Raw genomic sequence first — 18,943 nt, forward strand, 5'->3', positions numbered from 1 at the left:
CGCCCTCGCCCGCCCTCGCGACTCCGGCCTCGCTCCCGCCCCCGGCGCGGCCCCCGGGCCCGGGGGCCGGGCTGGTCGTCGGTTGTGAGGCGCCCGTATCGTGCGCGCATGCATGCGCAGCAGAACCCTTCGCGGGGTCGCCGGCCGGCGGACTCCGAGGCGAAAGACGCCTACCTGGCCATGGTGGAGCGGATCGAGGCATCCGACGCGAGGGGCACCACCGAGCAGGAGGAACTGCGGGACATCTCCGCCGAGTTGACGCGGTGGCTGGCGGAGCGGCGGCTCCTGGACGCGAGCGGCGAACGGCTCAGCCCTCCGGAGCGCGCCCTGCGGCACGTCGTAGCGGAGCACCGGCGCCGCCTGCGGGAGACGGTCGAGGGGCTCAGCCGGGACGCGCGGGCGCTGGACGACGTGCTGTCCCTGCTGGCGGCCCCCCGGCCCGGCCCCCGAGACACCGTGGAGACGGAGTTCTTCACGGACCGCGCACGCACCCGGCAGCGGCTGGAGGAACTGGACGCGCTGAGCCGGGAGGAGTTCCTGGCGATGCGCAACGCCTTCCCCGACGCGCGCGTCCTGGACGCCAGCCTCGTGCGGGACCTGGAGATGGCGGCCAGCGGCATCCGGATGCGCGTGCTGACCTCCCAGCAGGCGCTGCGCTCACCCGCGCCGGCCCGCTATCTGCACGCGCTGATCGACGCCGGGGTCGAGGTGCGGGTCACGGCGACCGTACCGCTCCACATGAACATCATGGACCGTACGGTCGTCGTCATCGGCGTGGGGGCCGGACCGCGGGGCGAGGGCGGCGACGTCATCCTGCACAGCACACCCGTGGCGCAGTGCTTCGCCCAGGTCTTCCTCCACGCCTGGGACCTCGCCCGGCCGCACACGGAGCGGACCACCGGGACGGGGTCCGCCGGGCCCGGATGCGCCGGACCCGAACTGTCCGTGCTCGAACGCGAGGTACTGACGCTGCTGGCCACCGGCGCCAAGGACGACGCCATCGCCCGCCGGCTGGGCTGTTCCGACCGCACCCTGCGCCGCCTGATGCGCCAGATCATGGGCAGACTCGGCACCTCCAGCCGGTTCGAGGCCGGGGTGACCGCCGTCCGCCTCGGCCTGGTCGACTGAACCGGACCGGCTCCCCGCCCCGATGAGGAGGGCCCGGCCGTCAGCGCGGGCCCGGGCTCTCGGCGGTCGCCTCCGCCAGCGTTTTGCGTGCCAGGTCCGGGACCTCGCAGTCGGCGGCCGCGTAGCCGACGGGGAAGAGGATGTAGGGCCGTTCGTTGCCGGGCCGCCCGCAGATCTCGGTGAGGAAGCCCATCGGGTTGGGCGTGTGGGTCAGGGTGCTCAGCCCCATCGCGTGCAGGGCGGCGAGGAAGAAGCCGCACGCGATGCCCACGCTCTCGTTCACGTAGTAGTTCTTGCGCAGCGAACCGTCCGGCAGCGCGGTGCTCTTCTCGGCGAAGCAGACCACGATCCACGGCACGACGTCGAGGTAGCTCTTGTCCGCACTCGTTTCGAGGCGCGCGAGCGCGGCGCGCCACTCGGGCGGGATCCGTCCGCCCTCGTAATTGACCCGCTCCTCCTGCTCGGCGGCGACCCGGATGCGGTGCTTGGTCCCGGTGTCGCCGATCACGGCGAACTTCCACGGCTGGAAGTGGGCCCCGGAAGGGGCGGTGTTCGCCGCGGCGATGGCGAGGTCGACGCACGCGCGCGGGACCGGCTCGGCACTGAAGAACCGCACGCTGCGCCGGCCGTCGAGGAATGACACGAACTCCTTCCCGCGCCGGACCATCTCGGCCTCGTCGTACCGGTCGGGCCGGTAAGGGATGAACGGATGGGTGTGCTGCCTCACGACTGCTCCTCACGGACCGGGGGCCACAGCGTGGGCCACCGGCAGCCGAATAGGCAACAGACACTTCCTCCCGTTGCTAATCTGACAAAGAACGAGGGGCTGAGGTGCCTGGCAGGGCACAGATCGGCAGGTACGGTGGCGCGACAGGGGCTCGACCCGCTCGACGGCCGGATGCTGCGCCTGCTCCGGGAGCGCCCGCGTGAGGGCCTGCTGGAGATCGCCCGCCAACTCGGCGTCGCACGCGGCACGTTGCAGGCACGGCTCGACCGGCTGACCGGCTCCGGCGTGGTGACCGGCTACGGCCCGGACGTGGACGTCGCCGCGCTCGGCCACGGGGTCGAGGCGTTCACCACGTTCGAGGTGGACCAGTCGGCCCGCGCGGCCATCACCGCGCGCTTGCGGGCCGTGCCGCAGATCCTCGAGGCCCACATCGTGACGGGCCCCGGCGACATCTGGTGCCGCATCGCCGGCACGAGCAACCAGCAGGTGCAAGAGGTGATCGACCACGTCCTGGAGGTGCCGGGCGTACGCCGCAGCACGACGGTCATCGCCCTGAGCGCGGTCATCCCGTACCGGGTCCAGCCCCTGGTCGACGAGGTGGCCGGCCGCGCGGAAAGTCGGGACTGAGGGAGTCGGGTCTCAGAGAGTCGGGACCCACGCCGGGGATGACCCGCCACCGCGGTGACCTGGCGCCACCGGTCGACCGGGAACGGGGTCGAGCGCATCCCGCGCCCGCGCCGCCGACCGCCGCGACCCCGCTCCCGCCCCTCACGGCTCCCGCCTCATGCGGTTCCCGCCCCTCACGGTGTCCGCTTCACGCGGTTTCCGCCTCACGGCGCGATGACAGCCCCCGTCCGTTCCGCGTACGCGCGCAAGCCCTCCGTGGTGTCGCCCGCCCAGCCCACGTATCCGTCCGGGCGGACGAGGAAGACGCCCGGACCGTACGAGCGCGGGGGAGCGGGGAGTGAGGGGAGTCCCGGAAGGGTCGCCCCCAGCAGCGTCCAGTGCGGCCCCCGGAACGCGTCGAAGAGCCGTACGCCCGCCACCGTGCCGTCGGGGGCGCGGTCACCCGCGCGCAGGCCCTCGGCCTCCGGGCGCGTGTCGACGCTGAGGGACGACTCCCGGTAACCCACCCCGAGCTGCACCGTCGCCTTGCCGCGCCGCACTTCCCCGCGGTGCACGCCCGTCGACAGCTCCAGCATGGCCACGGCATTCGCCCGGCGCTCCTCCTCGTAGGTGTCCAGCAGCGCGTCCGGCGCCTCCGCCCGCAGCACCGCACCCAGCTTCCAGCCCAGGTTGTAGGCGTCCTGCACGCTGGTGTTCAGACCCTGGGCACCGGCCGGCGAGTGCACGTGCGCCGCGTCTCCCGCCAGGAACACCCGGCCCACCCGGAACCGGTCCGCCAGGGCCGCCCGCGGCCGGAAGCCGGACGCCCAGCGCACCTCCGTCACGTCTGCCGCGCCCAAGTGCGTGTAATGGGCGACGAGTTCGCGGATGCCACCCGGGGAGAGGTCCGGGCGCGTTCCCACCGGCAGGCGCGCCGCCAGCTGGAAGTCCTCCGTCCCGGCCAGCGGGCACAGGCCCAGGACGCTGCCGTCGTCCCCGGGGAAGGCGTGCCAGTGGTCGCGGTCCAGGCCCGTCAGCCGCAGGTCGGCCACCACGAACGGCGCCGGGTCGACCGTCTCCCCGGCCATCCCGACGCCCAGCGCCTGCCGGACGGCCGAGCGCCCGCCGTCGGCCGCGACGACGTACCGCGCGCGCACTGCCGTACCGTCGGCGAACCGGGCCGTCACCCCCTGTCCGTCCTGTGTCAGGGCCGTCACCTCGTGTCCGAAGGCGACCTCGCTTCCGAGCCGGGTCAGCCGCGCGTACAGGACCTCCTGCGTCCGCCACTGCGGGATCATCAGCGGTTCGGTGCAGGGCGTGCCGTCGTCCGCGTCCAGCGTCTCGAACATCGGCTGCTCGCCGATCCGTTCGCCGTTCTTCCAGATCATCCGGTTCGGGTAGCGGCCGCCGGCCGCCCGGATCGCGTCCAGCACGCCGAGGTCGTCGAAGACCTCCTGGGTGCGCGGCTGGATCCCCTTGCCGCGCGACCCCGGGAACAGGTGCTCCCCGCGCTCCACCACCAGCGCGTCCACGCCCTGCCGCGCCAGGTCGATCCCGAGCGTGAGACCGGTCGGGCCCGCGCCCACGACGAGAACGTCCCTCGCATTTGCCGTATCCATCAGATTTCCCCTTAACGTCGTTAAGTGACGGGTCGAGACTGCACTTAACGTTGTTAAGCTGTCAAGTGTGAGTACGGAGAAACGCACCCCCCTCGACCGCGAGCGGGTCGCCGACACGGCCCTGCGGCTGCTGAACGAGGTCGGCCTGGACGGGCTGACACTGCGCGCCATCGCCAAGGAACTGGACGTCAAGGCACCCGCCCTGTACTGGCACTTCCGGGACAAGCAGGCGCTGCTGGACGAGATGGCCACCCAGATGTACCGGCGGATGGTCGCCGGGACCGTGCTCGACCCCGCCGACACCTGGCGGGAACGGCTGCTCGCCATGAGCCACGGACTGCGGACCGCGCTGCTCGGCTACCGCGACGGCGCGAAGGTGTTCAGCGGCTCCCGGTTCACGGGCACGGACCACGCCCCCGCCCTGGAGGCGAACCTGCGGCTGCTGACCGAGGCCGGGTTCACCCTGGTGCAGGCGGTCGACGCGGGCCGCACGGTGAACGCCTACACCATCGGCTTCGTCATCGAGGAACAGGGCGTACGGCCCCTGCCGGGCGAGCCCCGGGAGGGCTTCGACATCGAGGAACGCGCCCGTCGTATGGCCGACTTCCCCCTCGCCGCCGAGGCCGGCAGGCTCCTCTTCGACGACTACGACCGGCAGTTCGAGGAGGGTCTGGCGCTCGTCGTCGCGGGGATTGGCGCACGGTACGGGATCGGCTGAACGCGCCCCCGGGCCATTCGACGTCTGAGCGCGCACTCCGGGGCATCCGGCGTCTGAGCGCGTCCCCCGGGGCACGCGCCGCTTGAGCGCGCGCTCCCCGGGGCATGCGGACGTGCGCCGCCCGCGTCAGCGTCCGGCTCGCGCCTTCACCTGTACGAGGGACGGCTCGGACCGCCGTCAGCGGGAACCCGCCATACGTGGGGGCATCCGCGAGTCCTTCGTCTCCCGCATGCCCTCAGGCCAGCGTGATCTTTCCCGGAGGTACGTCGAGATCGTCCGCGACGCGTGGTCATCCGTGCCGCCACCCAGCACCCCGTCAGCGCCGACGGCCTCGGCCGCGCGCCGGCCGGTCCGCGCGTCTCCGCCCGGCCGGGCGCCGTACGTCCGGGGTGTCCCCGGCCCTACGGGGAACCGGTCGGCTCACCGTCGCCCGGCGAAGCCTCCCGACGCCACCGGCCGGCCCCGCGCTCACGCAGCCGCCGAAGAACGCCCCACCGCCCACAGCCGACTCGTCCGTCCATCGCCAGGGAAGGACCATGGAGCCCACACCGCCCACCTCGGCCGTACTCACCACGGCCTTCCACGCCTTCTGCGACCTGCACCGCCCCGTCTACCACGCCTACGCCGCCGCACGCCTGCCACAAGAGGAGGCCCAGGTCAGCGTCGCCCAGCTCTTCGACCTCGTCGCCGGCAACTGGACCTGGGTCATGACCAGGCGGTGCCCCTCCGCCTGGGCCTGGGAACGGCACACCCGGGCCGTCGCCCAGCGCGCCGGCCGCACCCCCAGCCCGGCCGAGGACACCGCGCTCCTGCACGACGACCTCCGGCTGAGCATCGACCGCATCGCCACCATCACCGGCTCCGACCCCGCACGGGTCACCGCGCTCCTGGCCGCCGCCCGCCGGCCGCCGTCCCAGCCGACCGGCCCGCCCCGGAACCGCCCTCCGTGCCCGCAAGCCCCCCGCACCGACCGCCGCCGCCCCTGAGGCACCGCGTTCCGGCAGGTCCGGAAGGTATATTCGCCGGGTGACCCCGCTGGCTGGCCTCGGCCCCGGAAGACAGAGAGGCCCCAGCCGTGACTGCTGCCTGGTACGTCCTCATCGAAGAGGACACTCGTGAGACCGAACGCGTCGACGGCGTGGAACTGAGACTGCACCGCTGGATGCTGGTGGGCACTCATCCCATCGACGGGGACGAGGCACAGGCGGTGGCAGCCGCGGAGGACGCGGCGCTGCACTACACACCGCACGTGCTCGCCCGGCACGCCCGGCCCGGAGACGAGCCGGCCCGGCACGCACTGCTCACCCGGGACGGGAGCTGGGTGGTGCTCGTCAGGCAGCGCCACCGCGAGTGTCACATACGGGTGTCCGTCGCACGGCTCATGCATGTGACGGAGGAGAAGGAAGCCTCGCCGAAGAGTCTGAAGGAGAAGATCCGCAGCGCTCTGGAGGGCCCGCCGCCGCCCGAGAAGCCGTGGACGCCGGCCGGGCGGAGCTGAGCGGCCGTCCGGCTGGCGGTAGGCGGTCGGTGAGGCGGGGCCTCCGTCAGGCACCGATGACCGTTGCGGCCAGAGGTGTGGAGGCGGTGGTGCGGGGGTGCAGGCGAAACGGAACACTGCTATCCGCGGGGGACTTCAGGGACCGCCGAGCGGTTCCGAGCCGTTCTCTGTGTCCTCCGCCCCGGTGAGCCGGGTGGCGAGGCGGTAGGAGACGGTGACGTCGCGGTACTCCCGGCCGGGCTCGATCCGGTCGGGGAGGCTGGTGCGGTCGCTGTGGCTCACCGACTGCCGCGCCCCGGTGCCGGGGAAGCGGACGGCCGTCCGCGGTTCCTCCGTGAAGCGGAGACGTTCGGCACGGACCGTCGACCGGAACGAGATGTCCCACACCTCGCTCTCCGTCTCCGCGCCCCCTGTTCACGGCGGCTCGTCCGGTTCCTCGGCGGGCCGGCGGCGACGGGGCCGGGCCGCCGGTTTGCCGTCCTCGGTGCGTGCTCGGCGCGCACGGGTGCCTTCCTGACCCCGGACGGCCCGGCGTCGGCCCTCCTCCGCGGGCCTGCGGACCGCGCCCCGCCCGGCGGAATCGGCGGGGTGCGCGGTACCGGCCGCCGCGGCCGGGACGCTGTCCGCGACGGCCGCACGGCTGTCCCGTACCGCCTCCTCCGCCGCAGTCTCCTTGGCGACCGCCCTCGCGCCGGTGCCGCCGGCCGCCGCGCCCGTCGTGCGGACGGTCCGGCCTGCCTCGTTCGCCACCTCGGTTACCCCCGCGGCTTCCTCGGCCGCCCTTGCGCCGGTGCCGCCGGCCGCCGCGCCCGTCGTGCGGACGGTCCGGCCTGCCTCGTTCGCCACCTCGGTTACCCCCGCGGCTTCCTCGGCCGCCCTTGCGCCGGTGCCGCCGGCCACCGCGCCCGTCGCGCCGACCGTCCGGCCCGCCTCACCGCCGACGTCCTCCACCACGCGCCCTGCACCGGTGCCCACATCCCCGACGGCGCTTCCGGCTCCCTGCCCGACGTCCCGCGCCGCCGAGCCCACGCCGCCGCCCACGTCCTGAACGGCCGCTCCGGCTCCCCGGCCGACGTCCCGCGCCGCCGAGCCGACACCGCGCCCGACGTCCCGTACGGCGGCCCGGGCGCCCAGCCCGACATCCTGCACGGCGCTTCCGGCCCCCGTCCCCAGCTCGCCGATGGCCCGGCGGGCTCCGCCGCCCACGTCCTGCACAGCCGACCCGACGCCCCGGGCCAGCTCGTGCAGGATCTCCGGATTGCGGTCGAGCGTGGTGAGCACACGGTTGATGATCGCCGCGACGTTGTCGAGACGCACCCGGAGCTGGGCCTGCGCGTCCACGCCCGAGATGCCCAGGTGCACCCGGCCCAGCGAGACATCGGCGCCCACGTTCAGTCGTACCAGATCGAGTACCTCGGCCTGGAGCGAGACGTGCGCGCGCAGGTCCTCGACGTCCAGCTCGATCTCGTCGACCTTCAGTACCGGGACGTCGAGGAAGACATCGGGGTCCACACCGGCCCGCAGGCGGACGCCGGCCGTCTCGCCGGCGGGGCCGACCGCGGTCTCACGCGCCGGGGCGGCCCTGCCGTAGGGCTCCGGCTCGACGTCGTACGGCTCGGGTTCGGTGTACTCGTCGATGTCCGCGTCGGCTTCGGTGTACTCGTCGGTCTCCCCGGCGTCGGCTTCGCTGTCGTCGAGTTCGCCGTCGTACCCGTCACGCTCCTCGACGGCCTCCTCCTCGTCCCCGGCGTTGCCCTCCATCACCGCGCCTCCACGAGTCGGCCGTCACATGTGTCCCATTGTGATCCAGGATGGGGATCGCTGCCCTTCCAAGGACCGCCAGGACCGCCGGGAGCCGCCGTGGCCGCCGGGGACCGGGGCCGGTGCCGGATCGCCGCGGGCTTGATCGAATGATTCACCGCCCGTGGGTAACAACTATCAGGCACTGGATGTCCACCCGGCCGGGGCGACAGGAGCCGAGACGCACGCGTGGCGGCCGTCCGGCGGGGGAGCGTCCAGTGGTGCCGACGAGTCGTACGGGGAGAGGACGGCTGAAGGCCGTGAAGAACGAGAAGGAGCCGGTCCTGCCGGCCGTGGTGGACAGTCCCGCGCTGCGCGCCCAGCCCACCGGCCGGCTGGCCGGCTGGCTGCTGCGGCACCGGGTGCAGCCGGTCGGGCCGGCCGCCGGTGAGGGGCACGGCGAGTCGCATGCCTGGTGGAAGGTGATGTGCCTGACCGGCGTCGACTATTTCTCCAGCCTGGCCTACGTGCCGGCGATCGCCGCCCTGGCGGCCGGGGCCGTCTCTCCGCTGGCGACGCTGATCATCGTGGTGCTGACCCTGCTGGGCATGCTGCCGATGTACCGGCGGGTGGCGCGGGAGAGCCCGCACGGCGCCGGATCGGTGGCGATGCTGGAGGATCTGCTGCCGTTCTGGCAGGGCAAGCTGTTCGTGCTGGTGCTGCTCGGCTTCGTCGCCACCTCGTGGATCATCACCATCACTCTCTCCGCGGCGGACGCGTCCGTGCACCTGGTGGAGAACCCCTATCTGCCCCACGCCCTGCACGGTCACGAGGTACTCATCACGGTGGGCCTGCTGGTGCTGCTCGGCGCGGTGTTCCTGCTGGGCTTCAGCGAGGCGGTCAGCGTGGCCATCCCGCTGGTGGCCGCCTTCCTCGCCCTCAACGCCGTCGTCATCGCCGTGGGGCTGGTCCAGGTCTTCACCACCGACGGCGCCTGGGCCGCGTGGACCGGTGCCCTGCGCGACACCGGGGGCGGCTTCGGCGACCTCGCCGGCCCCGCGCTGCTGGCGTTTCCCCTGCTGGTGCTGGGCCTGTCCGGGTTCGAGACCGGGGTGAGCATGATGCCGCTGGTGACCGCCGACGGCGCCGACGCGGAGCAGCGGCTGGCGGCGCGCATCCGCAACACCCGCAAGCTGCTCACCGCCGCCGCACTCGTCATGAGCGTCTACCTGCTGTCCGCCAGCTTCGTCACCACGGTGCTCATCCCCGCGGACGAGTTCAAAGCGGGGGGCGGCGCCAACGGCAGGGCCCTGGCCTGGCTGGCCCACGAGCACGTCGGAGAGGCGTTCGGCACCGTCTACGACATCAGCACTATCCTGATCCTCTGGTTCGCCGGCGCCTCCGCGATGGCGGGACTGATCAACATCGTGCCCCGCTACCTGCCCGGCTACGGCATGGCCCCCGAGTGGGGACGGGCGGTGCGGCCGGTCGTCCTGGTCTACACGGCCATCTGCGTGGGCATCACCATCGCCTTCGACGCCGACGTCAACGCCCAGGCCGGCGCCTACGCCACCGGCGTGCTCGCCATGATGGTCTCCGGCGCGTTCGCCGTCACCGTCTCCGCCGCCCGCCGCCGGCAGCGCGCCCGGAGCACCGGCTTCGCCGCGCTCACCGCGGCGCTGCTGTACGCGCTGGTGGCGAACATCGTCGACAAGCCCGACGGCATAGCCATCTCCGGCGTCTTCATCGCCGGCATCGTCCTCGTCTCCCTGGTCTCGCGGATCACCCGCACCACGGAACTGCGTGCCGACAGCATCGAGTTCGACGCCGCGGCACGCCGGTTCGTCGCCGACAGCCTGGCCTACGACCACTCCCTCAACATCATCGCCAACCGGCGCCAGGCCGGCGACCGGGCCGAGTACGCCGACAAGGAACGCGAACAGCGCGGCGCGAACCCGGTGCCGGGCCGCGCCGACGTCCTGTTCCTGGAGATCGACGTGGTCGACCCCTCCGACTTCAGCGACACCCTGACCGTCCACGGTGTCGAGGTCGACGGCTACCGCGTCCTGCGCGCCCAGGCCCCGGCCGCCCCCAACGCCATCGCCGCGATCCTGCTGGCCCTGCGCAACGCCACAGGCGTCCGCCCGCACTGCTACTTCGCCTGGGCCGAAGGCAGCCCGCTCAAGCACATGTTCCGCTACTTCCTCCTTGGTCGCGGCGACACCGCGCCCGTCACCCGGGAGATCATCCGCAGGAACGAGCCCGATCCCGAGCGCCGTCCCGGCATCCACGTCGGCAGCTGACCCCGGCCGCGTCGGGACCCGGCGGCGATCGGCACCCACCGGCTCCGCCGCGCCTCCGCGCGCGGCGGAGCCGGCTGTCGGCCGGGTGTCGGCGCTGTCGGCCGGGTGTCGGCCGGCTGTCGGTGTGGTCTGGGACCTTTCCGGTGATCCCGCCGGATCCCGTCCGGCAGGCGTGCGACAGACAAGGACTCACCATGACCACGGACGTCACGATCATCGGCGCCGGGCTCGCAGGACTGACCCTCGCCCGTGTCCTCCACGTCCACGGCATCCCGGCCACGGTCTACGAGGCGGAGGTCTCGCCGACGGCCCGCGCGCAGGGCGGCATGCTCGACATCCACGACTACAACGGTCAGATCGCCCTGCGGGCGGCCGGTCTGATCGACGAGTTCCACGGCCTCGTCCTGCCCGGCCGCCAGGCCATACGGTTCCTCGACCGGGACGGGACCGTCCTGTTCGACAAGGCCGACGACGGCACCGGAGGACGCCCGGAGGTGCAGCGCGGGGAGCTGCGGCAGCTCCTGCTCGACTCGCTCCCGGCCGGGACCGTCCGCTGGGGGCGCAAGGTCGGCGCCGTACGCTCCCTCGGCGAGGGCCGCCACGAGGTCGCCTTCGCCGACGGCGCCACCGTCGTCACGAGCCTGCTGGTCGGCGCGGACGGCGCGTGGTCCCGCGTCCGGCCGCTGCTCTCCGACGCCGTACCCGAGTACGTCGGCAGGTCGTGCGTCGAGACGTACCTGTACGACAGCGACACCCGGCACCCCGCCGCCGCCAAGACGGCCGGCGGCGGGTCGATGTTCGCGCTCGCGCCGGGAAAGGCCATCCAGACGCACCGGGAGAAGGGCGGCACCCTGCACACCTACGTGGCGCTCACCGAAGAGCAGGACTGGTTCGACGCCATCGACTTCACCGATGGCACCGCGGCCGCCGAGCGGATCGCCGAGGAGTTCGCCGGATGGGCGCCGGAACTCACCGCGCTGATCACCGACAGCGACACGGCGCCGCTCCTGCGCCCGCTGTACGCGCTGCCGGCCGAGCACCGGTGGGACCGGGTCCCGGGGGTGACCCTGATCGGCGACGCCGCCCACCTCTCGGCTCCGAACGGCGAAGGCGCCAACCTGGCCATGTACGACGGTGCCGAACTCGGCGAGGCGCTCGCCGCGCACCCCGGCGACACCGAAGCCGCGCTCGCCGCCTACGAGCGGGCCATGTTCCCGCGCAGTGCCGAAGCCGCGGTCGAGGGCGACCGGGTGAACGCGCTCCTCTTCGGCGACGACACACCCCACGGCCTGTTCGCCGCGTTCGGCGCGGAGGAGCAGACCCCGCGCGCCGGCAGCTGAGGGCACTCCTCGCGGGTCACGGGCCGGACGGCGGCACCCGCGCCACGCCTCCGCGTGCGCCACGGCCACGTCCGTGCGGACACGGTGCGGCCCGGCCTGAGGCACCCGGGCGTGCGCGGTGCCCGCGGCGCGGTGCGCACGCGGGTGGCGGGGCCCGGCCGCCGCCTCGTAGGTCAGGCGGCCTGCGGGCCCTGGTCCCGGACCCGCCGGCCGCGACCGTCCTCGCTCCGCCCGCGGCCGGGGCGGGCGTCGCGGCGTCAGGGCCTCGCCGCCGGCCGGGGGAGCCGCCCGCCGGCGGCCCCTCTGACGACCGGCCCCTCTGACGACCGGCCCCCCTGACGACCGGCCGCCCGGACCCGCGCGGGCCTGGGCTCCGGCCGGACGGGGTCCGGTGCTCAGGACGCCGTGCAGGTCCCGAGCGTGGGAGCCGCCGCGTTGCCGTTCTTCATGACGGTGAAGCCGAAATCGGTCGAGGCGCCCGCCGCGAGGCTGCCGTTGTAGGTGGAGCGGACCGTCGCGGTGCTGCCGTTCCAGGTCGGGCTGCCGTTCCAGAGCGCGGACACCTGCTGTCCGGAGGGGAAGGTGAGGGTCACCGTCCAGTTCGTGATCGGCGCGGAGCCGGCCGTCACCGTGACCTGGCCGTTGTAGCCGTCGTTCCAGTCGGAGGTCCGGGCGTAGGCGACGGTGCACGCCGCAGTGGGGTCGCCGCCGTTGCCGCCGCCACCGCCGCCCCCGTCACCGCCCCCGGTACCGCCGAGCGTGGTCAGGACGGCGTCGTACGCGGGCTTCTTCGCGTAGTTGGAGTCGAACAGCAGCGGGGTGCCGCTGCTGCGCCAGGAGTACTTGTCGGTGATGCCCCAGACGGTCATGCCGGTGCAGCGGGTGACGGCCAGGCAGGCCTTGACCACGTTGGCGTAGTTGTTGGCCTGCGCGGTGCCGGATCCCTCGATGTCCAGCTCGGTGATCTGCACGTCCACGCCGAGGTCGGCGAAGCGCTGCAGGTTGGCCTGGTAGTCGGACGGGACCGGCGAGGCGCTGTTGAAGTGGGACTGGAAGCCCACACAGTCGATCGGCACGCCGCGGGCCTTGAAGTCCTTGACCATGTTGTAGACCGCGTTGCTCTTCGCGTTGACGCCGTCGGTGTTGTAGTCGTTGTAACAGAGCTTGGCGTCGGGATCGACGGACCGGGCGGTGCGGAACGCCTCCTCGATGAAGCCGTTGCCCAGCTTGTCCTGGAAGGGCGAGCTGCGCCGGGCGCCGCTGGAGCCGTCCTGGAAGGCCTCGTTGACGACGTCCCAGGCGTAGATCTTGCCCTTGTAGTGCTGCATGACCTGGGTGATGTGGTTGTTCATCGCCGTGCGCAGATCGGCGGCGCCCAGACCGGAGACCCAGGAGGGCAGCTGGGAGTGCCACACCAGCGTGTGTCCGCGGATCTTCATGCCCTTGCTCTGCGCGTGGCCGACGATCTGGTCGGCGGCGCCGAAGGTGAAGGTGTTCCGGGTGGACTCGGTGGCGTCCCACTTCATTTCGTTTTCCGGCGTCACCGCGTTGTACTCGCGGTCGAGCGTGCCGGTGTACGCGGACTCGCCGAGGTGGCCCGCCGCCACGGCGGTGCCGAAGTAGCGGCCCTTCGCGGCGGCGGCCGAGCCGAGGGTGCCGTCGGCGGCGGCGGCGCTGTGCGACAGGGCCGTGGCCGTCGTCGCGGCGAGCAGCACCGAGGTGAACACCCCGGCCGCCCGCCTGGGAAGTGCTCTAGACATGAACATGCCAGCTCCGTTTCTTCGAAACTTTCGCATCAGTTATCGAATGTGACGCGCAGATTACGAACCAGCGGGACAGCGGTCAACGGTTCGCGCAGCACTTCGAGCGGTTGGCCGAAGGTCGACCCCGCCTTGGCTCGCGGGGGAGTTGTGCTCCTGTAGGAGTGGTTGACGCCGCTTTCCGGCGCCCCTAACGTGACGCAGCGCGTTCCGAAAGAGGTCCGAATGTTTCGCTGTTCCGAGGTGAAGGAGGCTGACATGATCCGAAGAAGGCCGAGGCCACGGTCCCTGCTGACCGCCCTGCTCGCCGGCCTGGTGTCGCTGCTGGCCGCGCTGACCCTGTCCGCGCCGGCCGCCCACGCGGCCTCCCTGACGGAGGTCACCGGGTTCGGAGCCAACCCGAGCAACCTGCGCATGTACGTCTACCGCCCGGACAGCGCGCCGGCCCGCCCCGCGGTCCTGGTGGCGGTGCACTACTGCACCGGTTCCGGTCCGGCCTTCTACTCCGGCACCGAGTTCGCCTCGCTGGCCGACCGGTACGGCTTCCTCGTCATCTACCCGTCCGTCACCCGCAGCGGCGGCTGCTTCGACGTCTCCTCGCCGCAGGCGCTCAAGCGCGGCGGCGGCAGCGACCCGGTCGGCATCATGTCGATGGTCACCTACGCCGAGCAGCACTACGGCGCCGACCCGGACCGCGTCTACGTCGCCGGCGCCTCGTCGGGCGCCATGATGACCAATGTCCTGCTCGGCGACTACCCCGACGTGTTCAAGGCCGGAGCCGCCTTCATGGGCGTGCCCTTCGGCTGCTTCGCCACGACCGACGGTTCCAGCTGGAACACCGCGTGCGCCAACGGAACCGTGACGAAGACGCCGCAGCAGTGGGGCGACCTCGCCCGCGGCGCCTACCCGGGCTACAGCGGCCCCCGGCCCCGGATGCAGCTGTGGCACGGCACCGACGACACCACGCTGCGCTACCCGAACTTCGGCGAAGAGATCAAGCAGTGGACCAACGTCCTCGGCGTGAGCCAGACGCCCGCGTCCACCGACCACCCGCAGTCCGCCTGGACCCGCACCCGCTACGGCGGCACCGGCACCCAGGCCCCCGTCGAGGCCATCAGCCTCCAGGGCGTCGGACACGCCCTGCCGACCACCGGCATGGCCGCCCGCGCCATCTCCTTCTTCGGACTGGACTCCGCGACCACCCCGCCGCCCACCGACCCGCCGACCGACCCGCCCACCACACCGGCCGGCGCCTGCCGGGTGACCTACACGACCAGCACATGGAACACCGGGCTGACGGCCGCGGTCACCGTGACCAACACCGGCACCGCGCCGGTCGACGGATGGGCGCTGACGTTCACCCTCCCGGCCGGGCAGACCATCACCTCCGGCTGGAACGCCCAGTACGCACCCGCCAGTGGCACCGTCACCGCGCGGAACGCCCCCTACAACGCCACTCTGGCCCCCGGCGCCTCGGCCACCCTCGGCTTCCAGGCCACCCACACCGGCGACGCCTCCGCCCCGACGGCCTTCAGCCTCAACGGAGCGGCCTGCGGGCGCAGCAGCTCTGACGGTCGTCCGTGAACGGCGGTCACGGACGACCGCAGGGTCTGGCTAACGGTCCGGCTCCCGGCGGGGAAGAGCAGGTCAGGCGATCGGGCCGACGAAGTTGCCGGGGTGACTGGCGGCCTCCTGCCGGGTGACACCGCCCCACAGCCAGGTGAGGGTCTTCACGGTGCCGCCGGGCAGGGTGACCACGGCCTGGTCGGGCCGGATGACCTCGTTCCCGTTCTTCCCGGCGTCGCTGAGGAAGGTGATCGTGAACCGCGCGCTCTTTCCGGGCGCGAGGTGCACGCTGTCGCCCCCGGGCCGCTGGGACAGCGTCTCCGGCGGGCCGTCGGTGGTGAGCATGACCGACGGCGCGCCGAGCAGGGAACAGGCACGGTCGCCGCTGTTGCGCACCTGGACCCGCGCCGTCTCCTGCCGGTCGCTGCCACCGCCGGGCCTGGCCGTACCGCCGGCCCAGGACAGCGTGACGTTCTTGCAGGCAGGCGAGCCTGCACCGGGAACCGCCCCGGCGGGGACGGCGGTGGAGAGGGAGGAGACCAGGGCGCCGGCCGCGACGCACAGGGCGATGTTCCGGACACGCTGCATGAGAACCTCCGATGAGTGGGCGGAAGTGGCTGGCACGTACCTGGTACCGCGGAGGGGACGACGGACCCCTCTTGAACCGTGGACCACTGGACACCGAGTGACTGAACGCTGAACCACCGGCCCGTCCCGGCCGCCCGCCGGAACGACTACTCCGGTGCCGCGGCGAAGATCCAGCGGTTGGCCGCCAGGGCGTCGTCCGGCTCCGGGCGCGGACCGCGGCCGTGCCGGGCGGTGAAGTCGTACGGCGTGTGGACGGCCACCGACCAGCCCCGCTCGGCGAGTGCACCGGCCGAGTCGGGGCGCGCCCGGCTGTCGAACAGGGCGAGCAGGTCGATGCCGAGGCGCCGCCGTGCCGCCGTGTAGACGGGACTGGCCCGTACCCGCGGTGACTCGGCGATCTCCTTGATCTCGTAGGCCAGGGAGCTGCCCGCCGCGCTGAGCCGGCCGATCGTGGTCATGAGGCGGCGCTCGGCGTCCGCCGGGAGGTAGAGCAGCAGTCCCTCGGCGAGCCACGCCGTGGGCGCGGCGGCATCGAAGCCCGCGCCGAGCAGTGCCTCGCTCCAGTCGAGCCGGAGGTCGGCCGCGAGGGTACGGCGCCCGGCCGCGGGGACGGCCCCGGTCCGGTCCAGCACCGCCTGCTTGAACGCCAGCACACCGGCCGTGTCCACCTCGTACACCGTGCAGCCCGGCGGCCAGCATAGGCGGAACGCCCGGCAGTCCAGGCCCGCTCCCAGCAGCACCACCTGCCGGACGCCCCGGTCCGCGCGGTGGAGCAGATGATCGTCCAGGACACGGGTGCGCAGGCCGAAGTACCGGCCGAGGCGGCCCCACAGCGGATCTGCCTCACCGGCGGGCACCTGCTCCGGGCGGACCGGCCAGCCGGCCGAGACCGGTGCCGCGCGCACGAAGTGCTCCGCGAACGGGTCCCGGGCCAGGGCGTCGGGGCGATGGGTCTCGATGGCGCGGGCCGCGGCCACCAGCAGGGCGGTACGGGCCACACCCCGGGCCACACCGGCGGTCACCTCGGCGGCGGCACACACAGCCTCTCCTCCCCGGGCCGGGACACGGACGCCGTCCACGCCCGGGGGTCGTCCGCGGTGGTGGTCCGGGCGCCGTACACGAGGCGCATGAACCTCAGCACGGCCTCGTACGGCAGGTGCAGCGCGGCGGTGCAGTCCGCCAGGACGGTCACGTGGAAGCCCTTCTGGAACGCCGTACGGGCGGTGGAGTCCACGCACACGTCCGCGTACAGCCCGGCGAGGACCAAGTGGCCCACGCCCCGCGCGGTGAGGTGCTCCTCGAAGCCGTCGCCCAGGAAGGCGTCGAAGCAGGCGCGCTTGGTGAAGACCCGCTCGCCCGGGGCCGGGGCGACGGCGTGGAACCGCGCGCCCCAGGAGCCCTCCCTGCACGTGGGCCGCTTGCCGAGGGCGCGGTCCCGCAGCCGCCAGGCGGCCCCCTGGAACTCGGGGTCGCCGACGAACCGTACGAAGACCACCTCCACACCCCGCTCGCGGGCTTGGGCCACCGCCCGGACGCACCCCGCGACGGCCGCGTCCAGCACGGCCGGGTCCTCGCCGAACCGGGCCAGGGCCGTCGGGCCGGTGCAGAAGTCGTTCTGCACGTCCACCACGACGAGCGCCGTCCCGGCCGCCTCCCCGCCGGTCACGACCCGCCGACCAGGGCGGCGTCCCGCGGCGTGCCGTCGGGTCCGGGCACGTCGAGGCAGCCGAGCAGCGCGTCGACCACGGCGGTGGTGGAGTGCCGTCCGCCGAGGTCCGGAGTGCGCACCCCGCGTTCGGCCAGCGTGCGCAAGGCCCGCTCGGTGGCCCGCACCGCCCCGGGGCACCCGGCGTGGCGTTCCGCGACGAGCGCGGCCGCGCGGACCGTCGCCACCGGGTTGACCAGGTCCCGCCCGGCGAGGTCGTCGGCGGACCCGTGCACCGTCTGGTACTCGACGAGGCCGGCCAGGCCCGGTGCGAGGCAGACGTTCTCGGTGCAGCGGTTCTCCTGCCGGTCGGAGCCGAACCGGTCGAGCAGCATGACGTGCATGATGTCGGCCCACTCGTTCCCGGCGACGATCAGCGTGCGGTCGGGCAGGCCGTGAGTGATCAGGTTGCGGTTGACCGTGTCGGGCTGGAACAGGTCGACGGCTATGCCGAGCCGGTCCGCGAGGCCGGCCACCCAGGCGTCGAGGGCGCCGTCCAGCAGGTGGAACTTGTACGCCATGACGATGCGGTCGAGGCGTCCGTCCGGCCACTCCCGCCGGGCGCGCCGCAGGGCGTAGGCGACCACGGCCTCGGTGATCTCCCGGCTGAAGGTCATGGTCCGGGTGACCTCGCCGGGCATGTGCCGGTTGTCCCCGGTGTAGAACCCCTGGGCCTGGTCCCGCACGAGGAGCAGGGAGCGCCCGGCGTCGGTGAGGAGGTCCACCTTCACGGCGCGCAGCCGCTGCCGGACGAGGTAGAGGGACTGGGCGTTGACGGCGGTGCGGAAGATCGCCTCGGTGCCCTGCTCGGCCCGGGTCCGGCAGAACCGCTCGTAATGGTCCGCGTCCTCGGCGGTCAGCGCCTGGACTGCGGCCACGTCCCGTTCGGCGCGGAGCGAGACGTAGGAGTGGTACAGGCGAGGGGAGCGCTCGATCGTCACGCCGTGCGGATGCCCGGCGGTCAGCGCGCCGAGGACGCGCTCGAAGACGTCCGCGACCTCCGGTCCCGTGCCCCGGCCCACCGCCAGACCGATGACGGGCTTGGCGACGCGCGCCTCCGTTGCCGGGGCGGGAACGCTGGGGTCGCTCACCGGGCCGTGCCGGCGGTGAGGTGGTCGCCGGGGATGCCGGCCTTCTCCGGGCGGTAGTAGTCCCGGATGCCGTCCGCCCAGACGGCCGTGGGGACCCGGTCGCCGTCGACCGGGCCGAAGGCGTCGAAGAGGGCGTCGATGTTGGGCCGCCGGAACCCGATGGCCGTCATCAGGGCGGTGAAGTGGCCGCGTTCGACCAGGCCGTCGCCGTCCGGGTCGCCCAGGGCGGCCAGGGCGTCCGCGAACGCGTCGGCCGTGGCGTGGAACCGCTCGGGGGCGAGCACCACGGCGGTGAACTCCTCGGGACTGATCCGCCCGTCGCCGTCGGTGTCCAGCTCACGGACGAGCGTCTCCCAGTAGCCCCGGAAGGCGTCGAGCAGTCTGTCCCGCGCCGTGTCCCCGGCCTCGGGCACCGCCGCGACGACCCGCTTGCCCATCAGCTCGAAGTCGTCGGCCTCCAGAACGCCGTTGCCGTCGGCGTCGAACAGGGAGAAGACGAGCTGGACACGGTCGTTCGCCTCGGTGGTGGGCATGGTGCCTCCTCTGGAGCGGCG

At 73.2% G+C, this 18,943-nt stretch carries 18 protein-coding genes; 8 read left to right on the plus strand and 10 right to left on the minus strand.

The window, feature by feature from the left end:
• Nucleotides 1–108: 108 nt before the first annotated feature.
• The gene (locus ACH4OA_RS30100) at nt 109–1,128 is read left to right on the plus strand and encodes a LuxR C-terminal-related transcriptional regulator (RefSeq protein WP_397946838.1); all 1,020 of its coding nucleotides are present in this window, start codon (nt 109–111) and stop codon (nt 1,126–1,128) included.
• A 40-nt stretch (nt 1,129–1,168) separates the two neighbouring features.
• On the opposite strand, the gene ACH4OA_RS30105 is transcribed toward ACH4OA_RS30100, so the two are convergent.
• A complete protein-coding gene (locus tag ACH4OA_RS30105; RefSeq protein WP_397940890.1) occupies nt 1,169–1,855 on the minus strand; it encodes a nitroreductase family protein in 687 nt (228 codons plus the stop codon).
• 135 nt (nt 1,856–1,990) lie between these two features.
• Between ACH4OA_RS30105 and ACH4OA_RS30110 the strand changes: the two genes are divergently transcribed.
• Nucleotides 1,991–2,482 (plus strand): Lrp/AsnC family transcriptional regulator, encoded by a 492-nt coding sequence (locus ACH4OA_RS30110; protein ID WP_397940888.1) that lies wholly within the window; start codon nt 1,991–1,993, stop codon nt 2,480–2,482.
• Nucleotides 2,483–2,685: 203 nt separating this feature from the next.
• On the opposite strand, the gene ACH4OA_RS30115 is transcribed toward ACH4OA_RS30110, so the two are convergent.
• Nucleotides 2,686–4,080, minus strand: coding sequence for an FAD-dependent monooxygenase (locus ACH4OA_RS30115; RefSeq protein WP_397972343.1), 1,395 nt, complete (start codon nt 4,078–4,080; stop codon nt 2,686–2,688).
• Nucleotides 4,081–4,147: 67 nt separating this feature from the next.
• Here ACH4OA_RS30115 and ACH4OA_RS30120 point away from each other — a divergent pair, with 67 nt between their 5' ends.
• From ACH4OA_RS30120 to ACH4OA_RS30130, 3 genes are all read left to right on the plus strand, one after another.
• The gene (locus ACH4OA_RS30120; RefSeq protein WP_397972346.1) at nt 4,148–4,798 is read left to right on the plus strand and encodes a TetR/AcrR family transcriptional regulator C-terminal domain-containing protein; all 651 of its coding nucleotides are present in this window, start codon (nt 4,148–4,150) and stop codon (nt 4,796–4,798) included.
• Between the two features lie 536 nt (nt 4,799–5,334).
• Nucleotides 5,335–5,784 (plus strand): hypothetical protein, encoded by a 450-nt coding sequence (locus tag ACH4OA_RS30125; RefSeq protein ID WP_397946835.1) that lies wholly within the window; start codon nt 5,335–5,337, stop codon nt 5,782–5,784.
• Nucleotides 5,785–5,873: 89 nt separating this feature from the next.
• Nucleotides 5,874–6,296: a hypothetical protein gene (locus ACH4OA_RS30130; protein ID WP_397940880.1), complete on the plus strand. Its 423-nt coding sequence runs from the start codon at nt 5,874–5,876 to the stop codon at nt 6,294–6,296.
• Between the two features lie 135 nt (nt 6,297–6,431).
• Here ACH4OA_RS30130 and ACH4OA_RS30135 read toward each other — a convergent pair whose 3' ends face one another.
• Both ACH4OA_RS30135 and ACH4OA_RS30140 read right to left on the minus strand, forming a co-directional pair.
• Nucleotides 6,432–6,683: a hypothetical protein gene (locus ACH4OA_RS30135; RefSeq protein WP_397946834.1), complete on the minus strand. Its 252-nt coding sequence runs from the start codon at nt 6,681–6,683 to the stop codon at nt 6,432–6,434.
• 27 nt (nt 6,684–6,710) lie between these two features.
• Entirely contained in the window at nt 6,711–8,057 is a 1,347-nt protein-coding gene (locus tag ACH4OA_RS30140) for a hypothetical protein (RefSeq protein ID WP_397972347.1), read from the minus strand.
• A 299-nt stretch (nt 8,058–8,356) separates the two neighbouring features.
• On the opposite strand from ACH4OA_RS30140, the gene ACH4OA_RS30145 reads away from it, so the two are divergent.
• Entirely contained in the window at nt 8,357–10,339 is a 1,983-nt protein-coding gene (locus ACH4OA_RS30145; RefSeq protein ID WP_397972350.1) for an amino acid transporter, read from the plus strand.
• Between the two features lie 194 nt (nt 10,340–10,533).
• Nucleotides 10,534–11,679, plus strand: coding sequence for an FAD-dependent oxidoreductase (locus ACH4OA_RS30150; protein WP_397972352.1), 1,146 nt, complete (start codon nt 10,534–10,536; stop codon nt 11,677–11,679).
• A 395-nt stretch (nt 11,680–12,074) separates the two neighbouring features.
• On the opposite strand, the gene ACH4OA_RS30155 is transcribed toward ACH4OA_RS30150, so the two are convergent.
• On the minus strand, nt 12,075–13,439 hold the full coding sequence (locus ACH4OA_RS30155; protein WP_397972355.1) for an endo-1,4-beta-xylanase: 1,365 nt from the start codon (nt 13,437–13,439) through the stop codon (nt 12,075–12,077).
• A gap of 258 nt (nt 13,440–13,697) precedes the next feature.
• Between ACH4OA_RS30155 and ACH4OA_RS30160 the strand changes: the two genes are divergently transcribed.
• Nucleotides 13,698–15,023: a PHB depolymerase family esterase gene (locus ACH4OA_RS30160; RefSeq protein WP_397972358.1), complete on the plus strand. Its 1,326-nt coding sequence runs from the start codon at nt 13,698–13,700 to the stop codon at nt 15,021–15,023.
• A gap of 63 nt (nt 15,024–15,086) precedes the next feature.
• Here the strand turns inward: ACH4OA_RS30160 and ACH4OA_RS30165 are convergent, their stop codons facing one another.
• The 5 genes from ACH4OA_RS30165 to ACH4OA_RS30185 form a co-directional block, all read right to left on the minus strand.
• Nucleotides 15,087–15,593: a DUF4232 domain-containing protein gene (locus tag ACH4OA_RS30165; RefSeq protein WP_397940870.1), complete on the minus strand. Its 507-nt coding sequence runs from the start codon at nt 15,591–15,593 to the stop codon at nt 15,087–15,089.
• 146 nt (nt 15,594–15,739) lie between these two features.
• The gene (locus ACH4OA_RS30170) at nt 15,740–16,633 is read right to left on the minus strand and encodes a class I SAM-dependent methyltransferase (RefSeq protein ID WP_397972361.1); all 894 of its coding nucleotides are present in this window, start codon (nt 16,631–16,633) and stop codon (nt 15,740–15,742) included.
• Nucleotides 16,612–17,259, minus strand: a complete 648-nt coding sequence (locus tag ACH4OA_RS30175; RefSeq protein WP_397972364.1) for a cysteine hydrolase family protein — start codon at nt 17,257–17,259, stop codon at nt 16,612–16,614. Before ACH4OA_RS30175 ends, ACH4OA_RS30170 begins: the two co-directional genes overlap by 22 nt.
• Complete coding sequence (locus tag ACH4OA_RS30180; protein WP_397972367.1) at nt 17,256–18,389, minus strand: isocitrate/isopropylmalate family dehydrogenase; 1,134 nt, start codon at nt 18,387–18,389, stop codon at nt 17,256–17,258. Before ACH4OA_RS30180 ends, ACH4OA_RS30175 begins: the two co-directional genes overlap by 4 nt.
• The gene (locus ACH4OA_RS30185) at nt 18,386–18,922 is read right to left on the minus strand and encodes an EF-hand domain-containing protein (RefSeq protein WP_397940862.1); all 537 of its coding nucleotides are present in this window, start codon (nt 18,920–18,922) and stop codon (nt 18,386–18,388) included. Before ACH4OA_RS30185 ends, ACH4OA_RS30180 begins: the two co-directional genes overlap by 4 nt.
• Between the last annotated feature and the right edge of the window lie 21 nt (nt 18,923–18,943).

The organism is Streptomyces sp. NPDC017095 (genome assembly GCF_044332325.1).
GTDB lineage: Bacteria > Actinomycetota > Actinomycetes > Streptomycetales > Streptomycetaceae > Streptomyces.